This is a genomic window from Amorphoplanes friuliensis DSM 7358 (assembly GCF_000494755.1).
GTDB lineage: Bacteria > Actinomycetota > Actinomycetes > Mycobacteriales > Micromonosporaceae > Actinoplanes > Actinoplanes friuliensis.
Window position 1 is genome coordinate 5,752,915 of record NC_022657.1, and the last position, 16,291, is coordinate 5,769,205.

Annotated in this window: 19 protein-coding genes; 9 read left to right on the plus strand and 10 right to left on the minus strand. The window is 70.4% G+C overall.

Annotated elements, in window-relative coordinates; genetic code table 11:
* Positions 1-28 precede the first annotated feature (28 nt).
* Together AFR_RS26625 and AFR_RS26630 are read left to right on the plus strand one after the other, a co-directional pair.
* Complete coding sequence (locus AFR_RS26625) at positions 29-772, plus strand: YqjF family protein (protein WP_023364381.1); 744 nt, start codon at positions 29-31, stop codon at positions 770-772.
* A gap of 9 nt (positions 773-781) precedes the next feature.
* The gene (locus AFR_RS26630; protein WP_023364383.1) at positions 782-1,678 is read left to right on the plus strand and encodes a hypothetical protein; all 897 of its coding nucleotides are present in this window, start codon (positions 782-784) and stop codon (positions 1,676-1,678) included.
* On the opposite strand, the gene AFR_RS26635 is transcribed toward AFR_RS26630, so the two are convergent.
* The 6 genes from AFR_RS26635 to AFR_RS26660 form a co-directional block, all read right to left on the minus strand.
* The gene (locus tag AFR_RS26635; protein WP_023364385.1) at positions 1,675-2,124 is read right to left on the minus strand and encodes an SRPBCC family protein; all 450 of its coding nucleotides are present in this window, start codon (positions 2,122-2,124) and stop codon (positions 1,675-1,677) included. The genes AFR_RS26630 and AFR_RS26635 overlap by 4 nt on opposite strands.
* Positions 2,121-2,462 carry an ArsR/SmtB family transcription factor gene (locus AFR_RS26640; RefSeq protein WP_023364388.1) on the minus strand — a complete coding sequence of 114 codons (342 nt, stop codon included), beginning with the start codon at positions 2,460-2,462 and terminating at the stop codon, positions 2,121-2,123. Before AFR_RS26640 ends, AFR_RS26635 begins: the two co-directional genes overlap by 4 nt.
* Positions 2,463-2,534: 72 nt before the next feature.
* Positions 2,535-3,080 (minus strand): hypothetical protein, encoded by a 546-nt coding sequence (locus AFR_RS26645; protein WP_023364390.1) that lies wholly within the window; start codon positions 3,078-3,080, stop codon positions 2,535-2,537.
* A gap of 18 nt (positions 3,081-3,098) precedes the next feature.
* Positions 3,099-3,812 (minus strand): spermidine synthase, encoded by a 714-nt coding sequence (locus tag AFR_RS26650; RefSeq protein WP_023364391.1) that lies wholly within the window; start codon positions 3,810-3,812, stop codon positions 3,099-3,101.
* Positions 3,809-4,507 (minus strand): hypothetical protein, encoded by a 699-nt coding sequence (locus AFR_RS26655; protein WP_023364393.1) that lies wholly within the window; start codon positions 4,505-4,507, stop codon positions 3,809-3,811. Before AFR_RS26655 ends, AFR_RS26650 begins: the two co-directional genes overlap by 4 nt.
* 49 nt (positions 4,508-4,556) lie before the next feature.
* On the minus strand, positions 4,557-5,555 hold the full coding sequence (locus AFR_RS26660) for a CDP-alcohol phosphatidyltransferase family protein (protein ID WP_023364395.1): 999 nt from the start codon (positions 5,553-5,555) through the stop codon (positions 4,557-4,559).
* 259 nt (positions 5,556-5,814) lie between these two features.
* Between AFR_RS26660 and hpt the strand changes: the two genes are divergently transcribed.
* Genes hpt through AFR_RS26675 form a run of 3 tightly spaced genes read left to right on the plus strand, consistent with a single transcriptional unit; the run spans position 5,815 to position 7,570 of the window.
* Positions 5,815-6,363 (plus strand): hypoxanthine phosphoribosyltransferase, encoded by a 549-nt coding sequence (gene hpt, locus AFR_RS26665; RefSeq protein WP_023364396.1) that lies wholly within the window; start codon positions 5,815-5,817, stop codon positions 6,361-6,363.
* Positions 6,360-7,067, plus strand: coding sequence for an HAD family hydrolase (locus tag AFR_RS26670; protein WP_023364399.1), 708 nt, complete (start codon positions 6,360-6,362; stop codon positions 7,065-7,067). Before hpt ends, AFR_RS26670 begins: the two co-directional genes overlap by 4 nt.
* The gene (locus AFR_RS26675) at positions 7,058-7,570 is read left to right on the plus strand and encodes a pyridoxamine 5'-phosphate oxidase family protein (RefSeq protein WP_023364401.1); all 513 of its coding nucleotides are present in this window, start codon (positions 7,058-7,060) and stop codon (positions 7,568-7,570) included. Before AFR_RS26670 ends, AFR_RS26675 begins: the two co-directional genes overlap by 10 nt.
* On the opposite strand, the gene AFR_RS26680 is transcribed toward AFR_RS26675, so the two are convergent.
* The gene (locus tag AFR_RS26680; protein WP_023364403.1) at positions 7,567-8,172 is read right to left on the minus strand and encodes a LysE family translocator; all 606 of its coding nucleotides are present in this window, start codon (positions 8,170-8,172) and stop codon (positions 7,567-7,569) included. The two genes, AFR_RS26675 and AFR_RS26680, sit on opposite strands and share 4 nt — an antisense overlap.
* A 41-nt stretch (positions 8,173-8,213) precedes the next feature.
* On the opposite strand from AFR_RS26680, the gene AFR_RS26685 reads away from it, so the two are divergent.
* The 3 genes from AFR_RS26685 to AFR_RS26695 are packed head-to-tail and all read left to right on the plus strand — an operon-like array spanning position 8,214 to position 10,801.
* On the plus strand, positions 8,214-8,771 hold the full coding sequence (locus tag AFR_RS26685; RefSeq protein WP_023364404.1) for an AAA family ATPase: 558 nt from the start codon (positions 8,214-8,216) through the stop codon (positions 8,769-8,771).
* A gap of 54 nt (positions 8,772-8,825) precedes the next feature.
* On the plus strand, positions 8,826-10,154 hold the full coding sequence (locus tag AFR_RS26690; protein ID WP_023364406.1) for a sensor histidine kinase: 1,329 nt from the start codon (positions 8,826-8,828) through the stop codon (positions 10,152-10,154).
* Positions 10,155-10,156: 2 nt separating this feature from the next.
* On the plus strand, positions 10,157-10,801 hold the full coding sequence (locus AFR_RS26695; protein ID WP_041842754.1) for a response regulator transcription factor: 645 nt from the start codon (positions 10,157-10,159) through the stop codon (positions 10,799-10,801).
* Here the strand turns inward: AFR_RS26695 and metH are convergent.
* Positions 10,786-14,373, minus strand: a complete 3,588-nt coding sequence (gene metH / locus AFR_RS26700; RefSeq protein ID WP_041842755.1) for a methionine synthase — start codon at positions 14,371-14,373, stop codon at positions 10,786-10,788. The genes AFR_RS26695 and metH overlap by 16 nt on opposite strands.
* Before the next feature lie 368 nt (positions 14,374-14,741).
* Between metH and AFR_RS26705 the strand changes: the two genes are divergently transcribed.
* On the plus strand, positions 14,742-15,611 hold the full coding sequence (locus tag AFR_RS26705) for a PAC2 family protein (protein WP_023364411.1): 870 nt from the start codon (positions 14,742-14,744) through the stop codon (positions 15,609-15,611).
* A gap of 56 nt (positions 15,612-15,667) precedes the next feature.
* Here AFR_RS26705 and AFR_RS45360 read toward each other — a convergent pair whose 3' ends face one another.
* On the minus strand, positions 15,668-15,859 hold the full coding sequence (locus tag AFR_RS45360; RefSeq protein WP_023364413.1) for a DUF397 domain-containing protein: 192 nt from the start codon (positions 15,857-15,859) through the stop codon (positions 15,668-15,670).
* A 156-nt stretch (positions 15,860-16,015) separates the two neighbouring features.
* The gene (locus AFR_RS48735) at positions 16,016-16,255 is read right to left on the minus strand and encodes a DUF397 domain-containing protein (RefSeq protein WP_369076483.1); all 240 of its coding nucleotides are present in this window, start codon (positions 16,253-16,255) and stop codon (positions 16,016-16,018) included.
* Positions 16,256-16,291 lie beyond the last annotated feature (36 nt).

Below are 16,291 nucleotides of genomic sequence, written 5' to 3' on the forward strand. Positions count from 1 at the left end.
GGCGCGCCAGCGGCGCATGATGGGAAGCGTGCGGATCGAGGACGTGACCCCCGAGACGGTACGCCCGGTGCGCCGTTCACTGCTGGTGCAACGCTGGCACGACCTGGCGTTCCTGCACTGGGCGCTGCCCCCGGAGGTGGTCGCGCCGTTCCTGCCCCGCGGCACCGTCCCCGACACGCTCGACGGTGTGACCTATGCCGGGCTGATCGGCTTCCGGATGGTGAAGCTGGGCGCCCTGCGCGGCCCCGGCATCCCCTATCTGGGGACGTTCTGCGAGACCAACGTGCGCCTCTACAGCGTCGACGGCGAGGGCCGGCGCGCGGTTGTCTTCCTCTCGCTCGACGCCGAGCGGCTGCTGCCCGTCCTCACCGCGCAGGCCCTGCTGCGCCTGCCCTACAAGTGGTCCCGGATGCGCCTGGAGAAGGACCGCGACGTCCTGCGCTACACCAGCCGGCGACGCTGGCCCGGCCCCCGTGGGGCCGCCAGTTCCTTCTCGGTACGCGTGGGAGCGCCCGTCCCCGAGCCGTCCGCCGTGGACCACTTCGTCACCGCCCGCTGGGGTCTGCACACCCGCGCCTGGGGCAGCAGCCTGCACCTGCCGAACGAGCACCCGCGCTGGCCGCTGCACCGCGCCGAGCTGCTCGATCTCGACGACGAGCTGCTGACCGCCGCCGGACTGCCCGCACCGGCCGGACCGCCGGTCAGCGTCCTCTACTCCCCCGGTGTGCCGGTGACCTTCGGCGCGCCACAGACGCTGGACACCGCCCGCTAGCCTCGCGCCATGATCACCGCCGCCGGGTTCCTGCGGTCCGCCGCCCTCGCGTTCGGCTGGATCCCGGCCGCTCTGCTGACCGCACCGGTCGTCCTCGACGCGAGCGAGTACGGCGGCTACCGCCCGGACTCGGACGACCTGGTCATGGCCGTGACCGTCCTCGCCGCGATCGCCGGCCTCTGTCTCGGCTACGCCGCGGCCCGCCGGCGGACGGCACCGCTGGCCGGCCTGGTGCTGATCGTGGTGGCCGCGGTCGTCTGCTTCGTGGCGAACGACGCGGTCTACCGCTGGATCGTGCCGCTCGCCCAGGACCTGCGCGAGGGCGGCTGGGGTCCGCTGAACGTGCTCGCGGTGGTGGTCGCCGCGGCAGCCGGTTTCGGTCTGGGCCTTTTCCGCAAGCCGCGCGAGGCACCCCTGTCGCGGCGGCTGCTGCTGGTGGCCGCGGCACTCACGGCGGTCGCCGGGCTCGTGGTGGTGCCGGAGTTCGTGCGTGTCGGCGGTGAGCTCTCCACGTCGACGTTCGTGCCGCCCGGAACCACCCTGATCGACGGCGGTCAGCGGGCGACCGTGCAGCTCGATGCCGGGCGGCACGCCCTCTTCGGCTACTTCGGGAGCGAGCCGTGCGACCTCGGCCGCAAGCTGTCCCGGCCGTCGGTGGAGTTCACCGACAACAGCGACAGCATCGTCACCGAGCTGCTCGGCACCTTCGAGCTGCCGCAGGCCGGACCGGTCACCGTGGTGTGCGGCGGCCGGCCCGGCGAACGCTTCGAGGTCGGTGACCTGCCGGTGATCCGAGGACCCCTGTCACACCTCGTGTACGCACCTGTGGGCGTACCCCTGGGGCTCGGTCTGCTGCCCGGCGCCCTGCTGGCGGCGTGGGCACTGCGCCGACCACGGCGGTCTTAGGCCAGAAGCGTGTCGAGCTTGGTGAAGGAGCTCGCCCAGCCCTCGCGCGCCATCGGCTCGATCTCCGGGGCGTAGGGGCCCTGGGTCAGGACGAGGCGCGTCTTGCCGCCGGGCTCGTCGTGGAACTCGACCCGCAGGCGCATGACCGCGCCCTCGACCGAGGAGACGGCGGAGATGTCCTGCTCACCGACGAGCAGTTCGTTCTCGACGACCTCGGTGAAGGTCGCGTCGATCGGTGAGGCCTGCGCCGGGTCGGCGTCGCTGACCATGGTGAAGCGCTGGTGACCGCCGACCTTGGCCTCGATGTCGACACTGTCGCGGGGCACGCTGAAACCGACCGGGCCGAACCACGCGGCGAGCTGGTCGGGGTCGACAAACGCGCGGTAGACCAGCTCGCGGGGTGCGTCGAAGATCCTGGTGACGACGAGGTCCGTGGTGGTGCTCATGAGTCGTTCTCCTCTGACTGTTGGAGGCGGCGCAGGTGCGCGTCGAGGCGCGTGAAGTTGGTGTCCCAGAACCGCCGGTAGTGATCCATCCAGGCGGTGGCCTCGCGCAACGGCTCGGCCTGCAGACTGCTGGAACGCCACTGGGCCGAGCGGCTGCGGGTGATGAGCCCGGCCTGCTCCAGGACCTTGAGGTGCCGGGAGATCGCCGGGAGGCTGATCGCGAACGGCTCGGCCAGCTCCGAGACGGTGGCGTCACCGTCGGCCAGCCGGGCGAGGATCGCCCGGCGGGTCGGGTCCGCCAGTGCCGCGAAGATCGTGCTGAGCCGGTCGGTCGCCATCGTGTTTAACGCCTTCGTTAATTAACGGATGCGTTAAACATAGGAGCTGTGACCGTCCGGGTCAACCCCCGCTCAGACGCGGGACGGGATGCGGCGGTGCAGCTCGGCGAGAAGTGTCTCGGGACCGGGCGACATCAGGCCGACGTCGATCAGGAACGCCGAACCGGACTCGCGGCGCAGCACCCGCGGGCGCCGCCCCGGGCCGGGCAGCTCGGTCACAGCCGCCATGCTCGTGGGGGTCACCACCAGCTCGGTGAACGGGCCCCAGTGCCGCAGCCCGACCGAGGCGATCGACGACCACTGCAGGTGCACACCCCGGCGGCCGGTCGCCGCGAACTCCAGGCCCAGCACCGAGCTCTTCATCCAGCCCAGCCGGCGCCAGGCGACGAGGATGACCACGCTGGCCGTCACGACCGGCACGATCAGCAGGCTCTCGGCGATGGTGACGATGTCGGCGGCCGTCGGGCGGATCCCGAGGAGCAGCAGGACCACGACGTACAGGCCACGGCAGAGCAGCCAGACCAGCGCGATCACCCAGAGCATGGTCACGAAGACCAGGCCGCGCGGCTGGAAGAACGTGGTGGCATCTTCACCGGGCTCCAGCGGGTGATCGTCCACGGATGCCAGTATGCCCGGTTATGTAGCTACATATACGGTGTTGGCAGACTCGCCGCCGGTCAGCGGGTTGGGGAACGTCACCACGTGTGCCGCGGACTTCTCGAACACCTCGGCCAGCACGGCCTCGAACTCCGCGTCCGGCGGGTCGTCCGACCAGAGCGCAAAAACGCCGCCCGGGCGCAGGTGCGCGGTGAGCCTGCGCAGGCCGGCGACGGTGTAGAGCTCCGCGTTCGCCGGCGCCAGCACGTGCCGGGGGCTGTGGTCGACGTCGAGCAGGATCGCGTCGAAGCACCGGCCGGGCTGGTCCGGGTCGAAGCCCTGATCCCCCGCGGCCATCGCGAAGAAGTCGCCCTCGACCAGGCGGCTGCGCGGATCGGTGGTCAGCGCGGCGGCCTCCGGCAGCAGCCCGCGCTCGTGCCAGGAGATCACCTCCCCCACCGCGTCGACCACCAGCAGCGACGCCACCCGCGGGTCCTCCAGCGCGGCCCTCGCGGTGTATCCCAGCCCGAGCCCGCCCACAACGACGTCGGGCCGTGCCTCGGCCGGCAGCGCGGCCAGCCCCAGCCGGGCCAGCTCGATCTCCGCGACGGTGAAGAGGCTCGACATCAGGAACTCGTCGTTGATCTTCACCTCGTAGACGTCGACCTGGAGCCGCGGATCGAGCCGCCGGCGCAGGCTGATCTCACCGATGGGCGTCTCACGCCAGGCGAGTTCTTCGAAGCGGGCACTCATCGGATCGCCACCTGACCGGTGAGCAGGTCGGCCACGCGGAACAGCGGGCCGAGCAACTGCGGGATCGACGCCGGGTCGCCGAGGCGCCCCGGCCTGAAGGTCAACAGATCGGTGCCGACCAGCGTCCAGGGCGGCGCGGCCCCGTCGACGTGGGCGGCGAGCAGGGCCGGCTGCAGACGGTACGGAGAGGCGCCGGGCTCACCCACGACGCGGAAGTCCTTGTCGAACCGCTCGTGGCCCAGTGCCGTACCGGTGCCGAACAGAGCCCGGCCCCACTTCGAGAGCACACCCCGCGGCTGGATCCCCAGGTACGGCGAAGGGCGTTCGAGATGCACGACCAGCACGGTGTACGAGTGGGTCGTCGTCTGCGTGCCGTGGGTCGTACCGCCGTTGCCGTCCGGCGAGGACGTCGACGTCGACTCGGTGTAGGAGTAGTCGGCGACGCTGGCCCGGCGGCCCCACAGCGGGCCGGTCAGCGCCAGGGTGACGCCCCGGCGGTTGCGGCCGGGCAGGCGGTTCGCCCAGTCGACGTTCGGGTGGGGCACCAGCCGCCAGTCGTTGGTGAACGCCCAGTGCTGCAACGAGGCGAGGCGGCGGCGCTCCTGGCGGCGCTGCAGGATCACCAGTCCGGTGATCAGACCGCCCACGACGAGCAGGCAGGCGATCAGGCTGACTGCGACCGCGACTCCGTCCATGGCCGGTCAGCTTGCCACTTGCGCTGCTGACCGGCCGGACGGGGGACGGTTATGCGGTGATGCGGGCCCCGGTGATCGCCTCGGGGTCGTCGGCGTCCTCGCCGCCGGGCGCCTCGGCACCGGTGGCCACGGCGACCGCCTCGGCCTCGGCCTCGGAGGTGCCGATCTTGGCGAGCTCGCGGACGTAGCTGCGGGTCGCCGTCCAGAGCTTGTAGATGAGCAGCAGCTCGAACGCCGCCAGCGCCACCGCGGAGAAGATGGTGAAGAACTTGATCTGGTTGGTCAGCGGGCCGAGGATGAAGATGAACATCTGGAACTCGATGCCGCTGAACACGTGCGCCCGGATCCGGTTGCGCACCAGCATGTTGCGGACCTTCACGAAGGCGCTGTACTTGGTGCGGAAGTCGCCGTACAGGTCGATGACCGGGCGTTCCTCACCGGTGGTGCCGGTGACGGTCGTGGCGGTCGCGCCGGTGCCGACCGGGTGCTCGATGCCGGTCTCCTCGACGAACACCGGCAGGCCCGAGTTCTCGCCGCGGGCGGCCTCGAGGCGGCGGCGCATGTCGTTCTTGACCTTGCCCATCTGCAGGGCGTTCAGGTACCGGAACATGTCGAGGAAGATGACCGCGGCGGCCAGCCACAGGTAGGTCTGGTCGTGCGTCTTCGCCCACTGCCCGCCCATCAGGGCGAGGCCGCAGGTGAGGACCCGCAGGCGGTCGAAGACGTAGTCGAGCCAGGCGCCGAAGACCGAACCCGTACCCTTGAGCCGGGCGATCTTGCCGTCCATGCAGTCGAGCACGAAGCTCAGGTGGAAGATGATCGCGCCGGCCACCAGCCACGGGTAGTCACCCTGCGCGAAGCAGTAGGCGGTGACGATGCCGAGCACGAACGCGCCCATCGTGAGGACGTTCGGGGTGACCCAGCGGACCGGGGCGACGAGCCAGACCAGCCGCGAGGCGAGCGGGTCGACGAGCCAGACGGTCCACCACGCGTCGCGATCCTTGTAGGTGCGAGAGCGGATCTCGTCGAGCGTGAACCGTTGTGCCATGCCACAACTCCACCGTGGTGATGAATACATGAATAGTGGGACGCGCGGACATTACAGGAGACCGTCTCACAACGGAGCACCCAGGCTGGAAATCTGGACAAACGACCCAGGGTTTCTGGCCACAGGATGAACTCGGAGGGTGCCACAGCTCCGCAATCACTCTCCGGGGACGGAGCACGAGTTGGCCGTCGCTCCCGCGCGTGTCAGGATTTCGGCGTGACCTCGGGCGAGGCCCGGCGACTTGCACAGGGGGACAACGGTGGACGCCGACCACGTCGCGGACGATCTCGAATCCGTACTGCTGACCGAGGACCGCATCCTGGCCCGCGTGGCCGAGCTGGCGGCGGAGATCGGCAAGGACTACGCCGGCCGTGACGTCGTCCTCGTGGGTGTGCTGGGCGGTGCGGCCACCTTCACCGTCGACCTCGCCCGCGCCCTGGACAGCCAGGTCGAGATCGGCTGGATGGCGATCCGGTCGTACACGACCAGCAAACGCGCCTCCGGGTCCGTACGCCTGCTCAAGGACCTTGATCTGGACATCGAGGGGCGGCACGTGATCATCATGGAGACCGTCATCGACACCGGCCTGACCATGTCGTGGCTGATCTCCAACCTGCAGCAGCGCCGCCCCGAGTCGATCGCCGTCTGCGCCCTCATGCGCAAGCCGGACACACCGCAGTTCGCGGTGCCGGCCTACGTCGGTTTCGACGTCGGCCCCGGCATGATCGTCGGCTACGGCCTGGACAACCGCGGGCACTACCGCAACCTGCGCTGCGCGGCCGTCCTGGCACCGCACGCCGTCCGGTGAAAGCGGTCGTCTTCGACTTCTTCGGCACGCTGACCGACCCGTCGGTCGAGGCGGGCCGCCAGGCGACCTTCGTCGCGACGGCGGCCGCGCTGGGTGTGTCTCCGGCGGCGTTCTGCGCCGAGATGACGGGTTCGTTCGCCCGGCGCATCGTCGGGGAGTTCGGCGACACCCGGGAGACGTTGCGCGAGATGGCCCGGCGCTGCGGCACCACCCCGGCCGAGTCCGAGCTCGACGCGGCCGTGCGCACCCAGCTGGCCGGATCGGCGAGCGTCAGCACACCCCGGCCGGGCGTGCTCGACGTGCTGCACACCCTGCGCGACCGCGGACTGCGGCTCGGCCTGATCAGCGACTGCAGCAGCGAGCTGTACGAGAGCTGGCCCGGCACACCGTTCGCACCGCTGATCGACGCCGCCGTCTTCTCCTGGCGCGAAGGGCACCGCAAGCCCGATCAGCGCCTCTATGCCGCGGTCGCCGACCGGCTGGGCGTTCCCCCGGCCTCCTGCTGGTACGTCGGTGACGGCGGCAGCCGCGAGCACTGGGGCGCCGCCCGGGCCGGCATGCATCCGATCCTCGTCACCAACGCGAACTACCCCACCGCGGCGTCGTACCGCGACGACCCCGACAGCCACGTCCCGGACTTCGTGGTCGACGAGGTCTCCGACATCGTCGACGTGGTGCTGTGCCAAGATCCGTCATGCCCGTGACGAACCCCTGGCTCGCCGGACCCGCGCCCACCGAGCGACTCGACCGTGACCGCCTCTCCGAACGCATCCTCAACCTGCTGTCCTCGCAGAACATGTGTGTGCTGGCCACGACCGGTCCCGCCGGGCCGCTGGCGACACCGGTGCGCTACTTCCACCTGGACTTCACCCTGATGTTCACCGCGGCGGCCGGCTCCCCCAAGCTGCGCAACATCGCCGGGGACCCGCGGGTGTCGGTCGGTGTCTTCGCGCCTCTGGTCGGCCAGGCCAGCAGCCGCGGCGCGCAGATCTTCGGCGAGGCCCGCGTGCTGCTCCCCGGGGACGACGACTTCGCGACGTACTGGCCGGCGGTCCGCTGGCAGTCCGACCACGTCGAACGGTCCCGCTCGCTCGACGATCCCCCGCAGGGCCCGCTGGTGGTCATCCCGGCCGGCCGCATCGTCTACACCGAACACTGGCTGCGCCGCGACGGGTACGCCCCGCGCCAGGTCTGGAAGCCCGCCTAGAAACCGTCCTGGACGGCCAGCCTGATCCCGAAGCCGGCGATGACCGTCCCGGTGATCCGGTCGAGCACCCGGCGCGCCGCGGGCCGCTGCAGGGTGACGCGCAACCGCCGGGCCAGCAGCACCAGAACACCCGACCAGGCGGTGCCCAGGGCGATGTGGACACCGGTCAGCAGCACCCCGAACGCGAAGACCGGCGCGCCCGCGGGGATGAACTGCGGCAGCAGCGCCACGTAGAAGACACCCATCTTCGGGTTGAGCAGGTTGGTCAGCAGGCCCCGGCGCCAGCCGCCGCCGGTGGCCTCCGGCTCGGGCTGCGCCCTCCCCCGGAGCATCGACAGACCCATCCAGATCAGATAGCAGACCCCGGCCCACCGCAGGATCTCGTACGCCACCTGCGAAGCGGTCAGCAGTGCTGTGACACCGGCCGAGGTGAGCACGCCCCACACCAGGGTGCCGGTCTGGATGCCGAGGACCACACCCCAGGCCCGCCGCCGCGCCCCGACCGCGGCGGTCCGCACGATCAACGCGGTGTCCAGGCCGGGCGTCAGGGTCAGCAGACCCACCACGACGACGAACGACCCCAGACTGCTGAACGTGGTCACGACCGCCAACCTATCGGTGCCCGGGCCGGTAGGGTCACGGCGTGCGGCGACTCGTCCATCTCAACGGCCCGCCGGGCATCGGCAAGTCCACGCTGGCGGCCCTCTACGCCGACCGGCACCCCGGTGCCCTGAACCTCGACGTCGACGCCGTGCACCGCCTGGTCGGCGGGTGGCGGGACGAGGAGCTCGACACCTGGCCGATCACCTGGGCCCTGGTCCGGGCGATGGCGGCAGCCCACCTGGACGGCGGTCACGAGGTTCTCCTGCCGCAGTACGCCGCCGGATCCGACGACATCACGGCGGTCGAGAAGCTCGCGCACGAGCACGGCGCGACCTTTCACGAGATCGTGCTGCTCGACGAGCGCGACGCGGCGATCGAACGCTTCGGCCGCCGGGCCCGGGACAGCGACGACCCGTGGATCCGCCACCACCACCGGCTCCTCGAGCAGAGCGGTGGATCCGCCGCCCTGGGTGCCATGTACGACCGGCTGGTCAAGGCCCTGAACCCCGGGGCGGTGCAGATCACGTGCCGGGCCGGCGCGGTCGAGGAGACCTACGAGCTGTTGGTCCGGGTGTTGCGGGGGTTGTCCCCCGGCTGAGGCCGGGTGCCAGCCGGATGTCTCGCGGCCCGGTGATTCCCTACCGTCATCCGCGTGACCATCACGGCCGTTGCGCCCTTCACCCGGCGCCACCTCAGCGGGCTGGCGTTCTGCGTCGCCGCGTTGCCGTTTGCGCTGGTCAGCCCGCCGGTGCTGGTGGTGCTCGGCACGGACCTGATCTGGTGGGCGGCCGACGGCGGGCGCGGCAACCCGTCCCCGGCGCAGATCGCCGGCGCCGGTGCCGGTGCGGGCCTGCTGCTCGTGCTGCTGGTCTCGTCCCCGGCGGCCCGGCGGCTCGGCGCGCTGCAGATCAGGCTGGCCGACCGGCTGCTCGGGACGCGGGTCGCGCTTCCGCCACCGGTACGTCGCGCCTGGCCCGGCCCGCGGGACGGGACCGGCTGGCGGGTCGTCGCCTACCTGCTGGTCAAACTGCCGGTCGGCCTGCTGCAGCTGTACGCCGTGGCGCTCTGGGCCGGCGGGCTGGTCAATCTTGCGTACCCGCTGATCTGGGGTGCGTTCCGCAACCATCCGCCGGGGACCCGGCTGAGCCCGCTGCCGGTGTTCACGCCGTTCGGGTGGTTCGGCGACGGCACGTTCCACGTCACGACACTGCCGGGCACGTTCGCCGCCGCGGCGGCGGGAGCGGCGATGCTGCTGGTCGCCCCGTGGGTCACCCGGGCGGTCACCGCGGTCGACGCGTTCCTGATCCGGGGTCTGCTCGGGCCGGGACGCCTGGCGCAGCGGGTCCACGACCTGGAGACGAGCCGGGCGCTGGCCGTGGACGACTCCGCCGCCCTGCTGCGGCGCCTCGAGCGGAACCTCCACGACGGCGCGCAGATCCGGCTGGCCACGGTGGCCCTCAACCTGGGCCTGGCCCGGAAGAAGCTCGGCGCCGACGGCGAGGTCGAGGACCTCGCGGCCGTCCGGGAGCTGGTCGGCACCGCGTTGCTGGGCGCCAAGGAGGCTTTGGGTGAGCTGCGCGATCTGGCCCGGGGCCTGCACCCGCCGGTCCTCGACAACGGACTGCCGGACGCCCTCGCCTCGCTGGCAGCCACCAGTGCCGTCCCGGTCGAGCTGGAGGTCAGCATCCCTGTCCGTCCCACTCCGGCGATCGAGACCATCGTGTACTTCTGTGCCGCCGAGCTGCTGGCCAACGCGGCCAAGCACAGCCGCGCGACCAGGCTCGCCGTCCGGGCGGCCGGTCAGCGGGACGTGCTGCGGCTCAGCGTGGCCGACGACGGTACGGGTGGCGCCGACCCGGGCCGCGGCACGGGCCTGACCGGGCTCGCGCAGCGGGTGGCCGTGGTGGACGGCTCGCTCAGGATCGCGAGCCCGCCCGGCGGCCCGACGCGGGTCACCGTCGAGCTCCCCCTGCGCGCATGACGATCCGCGTGGTGATCGCCGAGGACGCCGTGCTGTTCCGGGCGGGGCTCGCCCGGCTGATCGAGGACGAGGGTCACCAGGTGTGCGCCGCTGTGGGCGACGGTGGCGCGCTGCTGGAAGCGGTGGCCGAGTTTCAGCCCGACGTCGTGGTGGCCGACATCCGGATGCCGCCCACCCACACCGACGAGGGGCTGCGCGCCGCGCTCGAGATCCGCACCCGGCAGCCCCGCACCGGGGTGCTGGTGCTGTCGCAGTACATCGAGACGAAGTACACGGCCCGGCTGCTGGAGGGCAACGCGGCAGGCGCCGGATACCTGCTCAAGGAGCGGGTGGCCGACGTCGCCGACTTCGCCGACGCCCTGGGGCGCGTCGCCGCGGGCGGCACGGCGCTCGACCCCGAGGTCGTCGGCCAGCTGCTGCGCGTCAGCCGCCACGCCGGGGGCGTGGCGGCACTGACCGCGCGTGAACGCCAGGTGCTCGCGCTCATGGCCGAGGGACGGTCGAACGCCGGCATCGCCGGCACGCTCGTGGTGACCGGCGGCACCGTCGAGAAACACGTCGCGAGCATCTTCGACAAGCTCGGACTGCCTCAGGACGAGGCCGACAACCGCCGGGTTCTGGCCGTCCTGCGCTACTTGAGCTCCTGAGCCGGCTCGTAGGCGAGGTTCGGGCGCAGCCAGCGCTCGACCTCGTCCACGGGCATGCCGCGGCGCTCGGCGTAGTCGTCGATCTGGTCCTTGGCGAGCCGGCCGACCGTGAAGTACTTCGCCGCCGGGTTCGCGAAGATCAGGCCGCTGACGCTGGCCGCCGGGGTCATGGCGAACGACTCGGTCAGGCCGAGGCCGAGCTTCTCCGCCTCGAGGAGTTCGAAGAGCTCCTTCTTCTCGCTGTGGTCGGGGCTGGCCGGATATCCGAGGGCCGGCCGGATGCCCCGGAAACGCTCGGCGTGCAGATCAGCCAGCTCCGGCTGCGCGTCGGGCTCGAACCAGTCGCGGCGCGCCTGGAGGTGGATGTACTCGGCAAACGCCTCGGCGAGACGGTCGGCGAGGGCCTTGACCATGATCGCGCGGTAGTCGTCCTGCTCGGCCTCGTACTTCGCCGCCAGGGTCTCGGCGCCGTGGATGGTGACCGCAAAACCACCGAGGTGGTCCCCCTCGGGGGCGATGTAGTCGGCGAGGCAGCGGTTGTCACGCCCCTGCGGCTTCTGGGTCTGCTGACGCAGCATCGGGAACCGCACGCCGTCAGCCAGGACGATGTCGTCACCCTCGGAGTGCGCCGGCCAGTACGCGTAGACACCGCGGGGCTGGAACGAGCCGTTGGCGATGATCTCGTCGAGCAGCGTGGTCGCGTCGTCGTAGAGCTCGCGGGCGACGGGCTGGTCCAGGATCGCCGGGAACTTCCCCTTGAGCTCCCACGCGAGGAAGAGGAACTGCCAGTCGATCATCTCGCGGAGCGCGGCCAGGTCGGGCTCGACCACCCGCAGGCCGGTGAACGCCGGTGTGGGCAGGCCGGTGAAGTCGACCTCCTCACGGTTGGCGCGGGCCTGGGCCAGGGTCAGCATCGGCTGGGCGTGCCGGTTGGCGTGCTGCTCGCGCAGGCGCTCCTGGTCGATGCGGTTGGCCGCGTCGAGCTTCTCGGCACGGTTGCCGTCGAGCAGATCCGAGACCACGCCGACGACCCGCGACGCGTCCAGCACGTGCACGGTCGTGCGGTCGTACGCGGGCGCGATCCGGACCGCAGTGTGCTGCTTGGACGTGGTCGCCCCGCCGACGAGCAGCGGCAGCTTGAGGCCACGACGCTGCATCTCGGCGGCGACGGAGACCATCTCGTCCAGCGACGGGGTGATCAGGCCGGAGAGGCCGATGACGTCGGCGCCCTCCGCGACGGCGGTATCGAGGATCTTCGCGGCCGGGACCATCACGCCCATGTCGATGACCTCGTAGTTGTTGCAGCCGAGGACCACGCCGACGATGTTCTTGCCGATGTCGTGGACGTCGCCCTTGACCGTGGCGAGGACCACCTTGCCCTGGCCCCGGCCGGTGTCGACACGGCCCTCGAGCCGGGCCTTCTCCTTCTCGGCCTCCATGAACGGCTCGAGATAGGCGACCGAGCGCTTCATCACGCGGGCGCTCTTGACCACCTGGGGCAGGAACATCTTGCCGGAGCCGAACAGGTCGCCGACGATCTTCATGCCGTCCATCAGCGGGCCCTCGATCACCTCGAGGGGCCGGTCCAGACCCTGGCGGGCCTCCTCGGTGTCCTCCTCGATGAAGTCGACGATGCCGTGGACGAGCGCGTGCGACAGCCGCTCGGCGACCGGCGCGTCACGCCAGGCCAGGTCGACCTCGCGCTTGGTGCCCGAACCGGTGACGGTCGAGGCGAACGTGACCAGCCGGTCGGTCGCGTCGTCGCGCCGGTCGAAGATCACGTCCTCGACGAGCTCCAGCAGGTCGGCCGGGATGTCGGCGTAGACGGCCAGCTGACCGGCGTTGACGATGCCCATGTCGAGGCCGGCGCGGACGGCGTACAGGAGGAAGACGGAGTGCATCGCCTCCCGGACCACGTCGTTGCCGCGGAAGGAGAACGACAGGTTGGAGATGCCGCCGCTGGTGCGCGCGCCGGGGCAGCGCTCCTTGATCAGCGGGAGCGCGTCGATGAAGGCCTTCGCGTACCCGTTGTGCTCGGCGATGCCGGTGGCGACGGCCAGCACGTTCGGGTCGAAGATGATGTCGTCGGGGGCGAACCCCGCCTTCTCGACGAGCAGGTCGTACGCCCGGCCGCAGATCGACACCTTGCGTTCGGTGGTGTCGGCCTGGCCCTGCTCGTCGAAGGCCATGACGACCACACCGGCGCCGTAGTCGCGGATCCGGCGCGCCTGGGTGAGGAACTGCTCCTCGCCCTCCTTGAGGCTGATCGAGTTGACCACGCCCTTGCCCTGCACGCACTTGAGGCCCGCCTCGAGCACGGTCCACTTCGAGCTGTCGATCATCACCGGGATCCGGGCGACCTCCGGCTCGGTGGCGATCAGGTTGAGGAAGGTGGTCATGGCCTGCTCGCTGTCGAGCAGGTCGGCGTCCATGTTGACGTCGAGGAGGTTGGCGCCGCCGCGGACCTGCTCCAGGGCGACGTCGACCGCGGCCTGGTAGTTGTCGGACTCGATCAGGCGGCGGAACTTGGCCGAACCCGTGACGTTGGTGCGCTCGCCGATCATCACGAAACCCATGTCCGGGCCGATCGCGAACGGCTCGAGCCCGCTGAACCGGGTCGTCTCGGCCGGGGCGGCGATCACGCGGGGCGCGGACCCGCTGACCGCGGCGGCGATCCGCTCGATGTGGGCCGGCGAGGTGCCGCAGCAGCCACCGACGATGTTGACCATCCCGGACGCGGCGAACTCGCTCACCAGCGCGGCGGTCTCGTCCGGCGTCTGGTCGTAACCGCCGAACGCGTTGGGCAGGCCGGCGTTCGGGTGGCACGCGACGTAGGTGTTGGCCAGCTTGGCCAGCTCCGCGACGTGCGGGCGCATCTCGGCGGCGCCCAGCGAGCAGTTCACACCGACGACCAGCGGCTCGGCGCGCTCGATCGACCGCCAGAACGCCTCGACGGTCTGCCCGGACAGGGTCCGGCCGGACAGGTCGACGATCGTGACGGAGATCCAGAGCGGCAGGTGCGGGGCGACCTCACGGGCGGCGGCGATCGCGGCCTTCGCGTTCAGCGTGTCGAAGATCGTCTCGATGAGCAGCAGGTCGACACCACCCTCGGCCAGCGCCGAGATCTGCTCCGCGTACGACGCGCGCACCTCGTCGAAGGTGACCGCGCGGTAGGCGGGGTCATCGACCCGGGGCGAGAGCGACAGCGTGACGTTCAGCGGGCCGATCGAACCGGCGACGAACTTGCCGCCGATCTCGTCGGCGGCCTGACGGGCCAGCCGGGCACCCTGCACGTTCATCTCGCGGACCAGCGACTCCAGGCCGTAGTCGGCCTGGCCGATGCTGGTCGCGGTGAAGGTGTTGGTCGTGGTGATGTCGGCGCCCGCGGCCAGATACTGCCGGTGCACGTCGAGGATCAGGTCCGGCCGGGTCAGGTTGAGCAGGTCGGGGTCACCGGTGACGTCACGGGGGTGGTCCTTGATCACGTCGCCGAGATAGTCCTCGGGGGTGAGCTTCGCACCCTGGAGCATCGTGCCCCAGGCGCCGTCGAGCACCATGACGCGCTCGCCCATCTGCTGCTTGAGCGCCGCAGTGATGTCGCGCGGGCGTGGTGATGCGGTCATAGGCCACCTCCGTGTCATCGGAGGCGCCCTTGTGCTGCGAATCAGGGTCGAGCGTGGCGGGTCAGGCCCGTCGCAGCGCCTCTCGACCTGGCGTCCGAGATTACCCGAGTTTGCGGGCACGCCCAAAAGCCGTCCCACTGCGGGAGACCCGCAGGTGTGACACGGTGAGCACCGATCGATATCACCACCTTTTGCCGCCAGGGCGGACGCATTGTGACGGGTCTCTCCACGCAAAGCCCCGGGACGGCGCGGCCATCGGGTGCGATGACGGTCGTACACGTAGGCTTTGCGTACGTGAGGTACGAAAGGTTGGCACCGTGACAGAGTTCGACGGTCTACCCCTGCTGCGCTCCCCCGTGGCGATCGCCGCCTTCGAAGGGTGGAACGACGCGGCCGACGCGTCGACGGCCGCGGTGGAGCACCTCGAGCAGGTGTGGCAGGCCCGCGAGATCACCACCATCGACCCGGAGGAGTTCTACGACTTCCAGGTCAGCAGGCCGACCATCACCATGGCCGAGGGCGAGACCCGCAAGATCGAATGGCCGACGACCCGCTTCAGCGTGGCCAGCCCGCCCGGCACCGACCGCGACGTGGTGCTCATCCGCGGGATCGAGCCGAGCATGCGCTGGCGCACCTTCTGCGAGCAGATCCTCGAGGTGTGCCACAGCCTCGAGGTCAACCGCATCGTGCTGCTGGGCGCCCTGCTCGCCGACGTCCCGTACACCCGGCCCCTGCCGATCAGCGGGACCGCGTCGGAGAAGGAGGTCGCGGAGAAGTACAAGGTCGTCCCGACCCGCTACGACGGCCCGACCGGCATCGTCGGTGTGCTCCAGGAGGCCGCCGGCCGCGCCGCGGTCGACGCGCTCTCGTTCTGGGTGCACGTCCCGCACTACGCGAACAACCCGCCGTGTCCGAAAGCGACGCTGGCCCTGCTGAGCCGCCTCGAGGACGTCCTCGACCTGCCGGTGCCGCTGGCCGACCTCGCCGAGGAGTCCGACGAGTGGGAGAAGCGCGTCCGCGCCGCCGCCGAACAGGACTCCGAGCTCGGCGACTACGTCCGTGAGCTCGAGGAACGCGTCGGCGACGAAGGCATCAAGCCCCTCACCGGCGACGAGATCGCCAGCGAGTTCGAGAAGTACCTCCGCCGCCGGGGCGGTTCCGCGGGTCCGACCGCGGGCTCCTGGTAACGATTCGCTCTTGGGCGTGCGGTCCCGCCAGCCGCGGGACCGTACCGCCCAGACTGCTAGTCGAAGTCGCCGGCGAGAATCCCGTCCTGGAACGCAGCCCACTCGGACCGGCTGAATTTTAAGCTCGGACCATCAGTTCGTTTACTGTCTCGCACGAGGACGTCTTCGCCATCCAGCGCAACCTCGACGCAAGCTCCATCTGCGCATCGGCTGATCCAACGCACCTCGCGGTCCATCTTCGATCGCATCTATTGGCCTCCATGCATGGGACTACACAGAGTACGCGACGGGTAACGGTAAGACGAGCCCTTGCGTTATCGCCCTGTGTTACAGCTCTTCGAACGGACTAGAAGGCAAGGGTAGGCCGCGCCTCAGGCGTGAATGCGGAGACACGGCCTACTCAACTACAGGTTCTGGAATTCACCTGCCTTGACAGCGGCGATGAAATCACGCCAATTGATCATGTCGAACTGAAGGCGTCGCCCAGGAAGTGTTGAATTACGCAAACCAACCTCGTTTACGTCGACAACCGCCACCTCAACGCATGCCGAGTCGGAACAATAAGAACTTTTAGACCATTTCACCATGAGCGTCAGAAGCTCTCTCCCGAAGGTCTTCGAACGAACCGAAGCACGTGGCGGCATTGCCCCGTGTTTGAAGCGGCACCCCGCCAGCGCCTT

Excerpts from the sequence above, each read along its gene's own strand:
- AFR_RS26660 (WP_023364395.1), bottom strand. The coding sequence starts at position 5,555 with ATGGCACAACGGTTCACGCTCGACGAGATCCGCTCTCGCACCTACAAG.
- AFR_RS45360 (WP_023364413.1), bottom strand. The coding sequence starts at position 15,859 with ATGCGATCGAAGATGGACCGCGAGGTGCGTTGGATCAGCCGATGCGCA.
- AFR_RS26635 (WP_023364385.1), bottom strand. The coding sequence starts at position 2,124 with ATGAGCACCACCACGGACCTCGTCGTCACCAGGATCTTCGACGCACCC.
- AFR_RS26650 (WP_023364391.1), bottom strand. The coding sequence starts at position 3,812 with ATGAGTGCCCGCTTCGAAGAACTCGCCTGGCGTGAGACGCCCATCGGT.
- AFR_RS26675 (WP_023364401.1), top strand. The coding sequence starts at position 7,058 with ATGCCCGTGACGAACCCCTGGCTCGCCGGACCCGCGCCCACCGAGCGA.
- AFR_RS26640 (WP_023364388.1), bottom strand. The coding sequence starts at position 2,462 with ATGGCGACCGACCGGCTCAGCACGATCTTCGCGGCACTGGCGGACCCG.
- AFR_RS26655 (WP_023364393.1), bottom strand. The coding sequence starts at position 4,507 with ATGGACGGAGTCGCGGTCGCAGTCAGCCTGATCGCCTGCCTGCTCGTC.
- AFR_RS48735 (WP_369076483.1), bottom strand. The coding sequence starts at position 16,255 with ATGCCGCCACGTGCTTCGGTTCGTTCGAAGACCTTCGGGAGAGAGCTT.
- metH (WP_041842755.1), bottom strand. The coding sequence starts at position 14,373 with ATGGGCGAGCGCGTCATGGTGCTCGACGGCGCCTGGGGCACGATGCTC.
- AFR_RS26630 (WP_023364383.1), top strand. The coding sequence starts at position 782 with ATGATCACCGCCGCCGGGTTCCTGCGGTCCGCCGCCCTCGCGTTCGGC.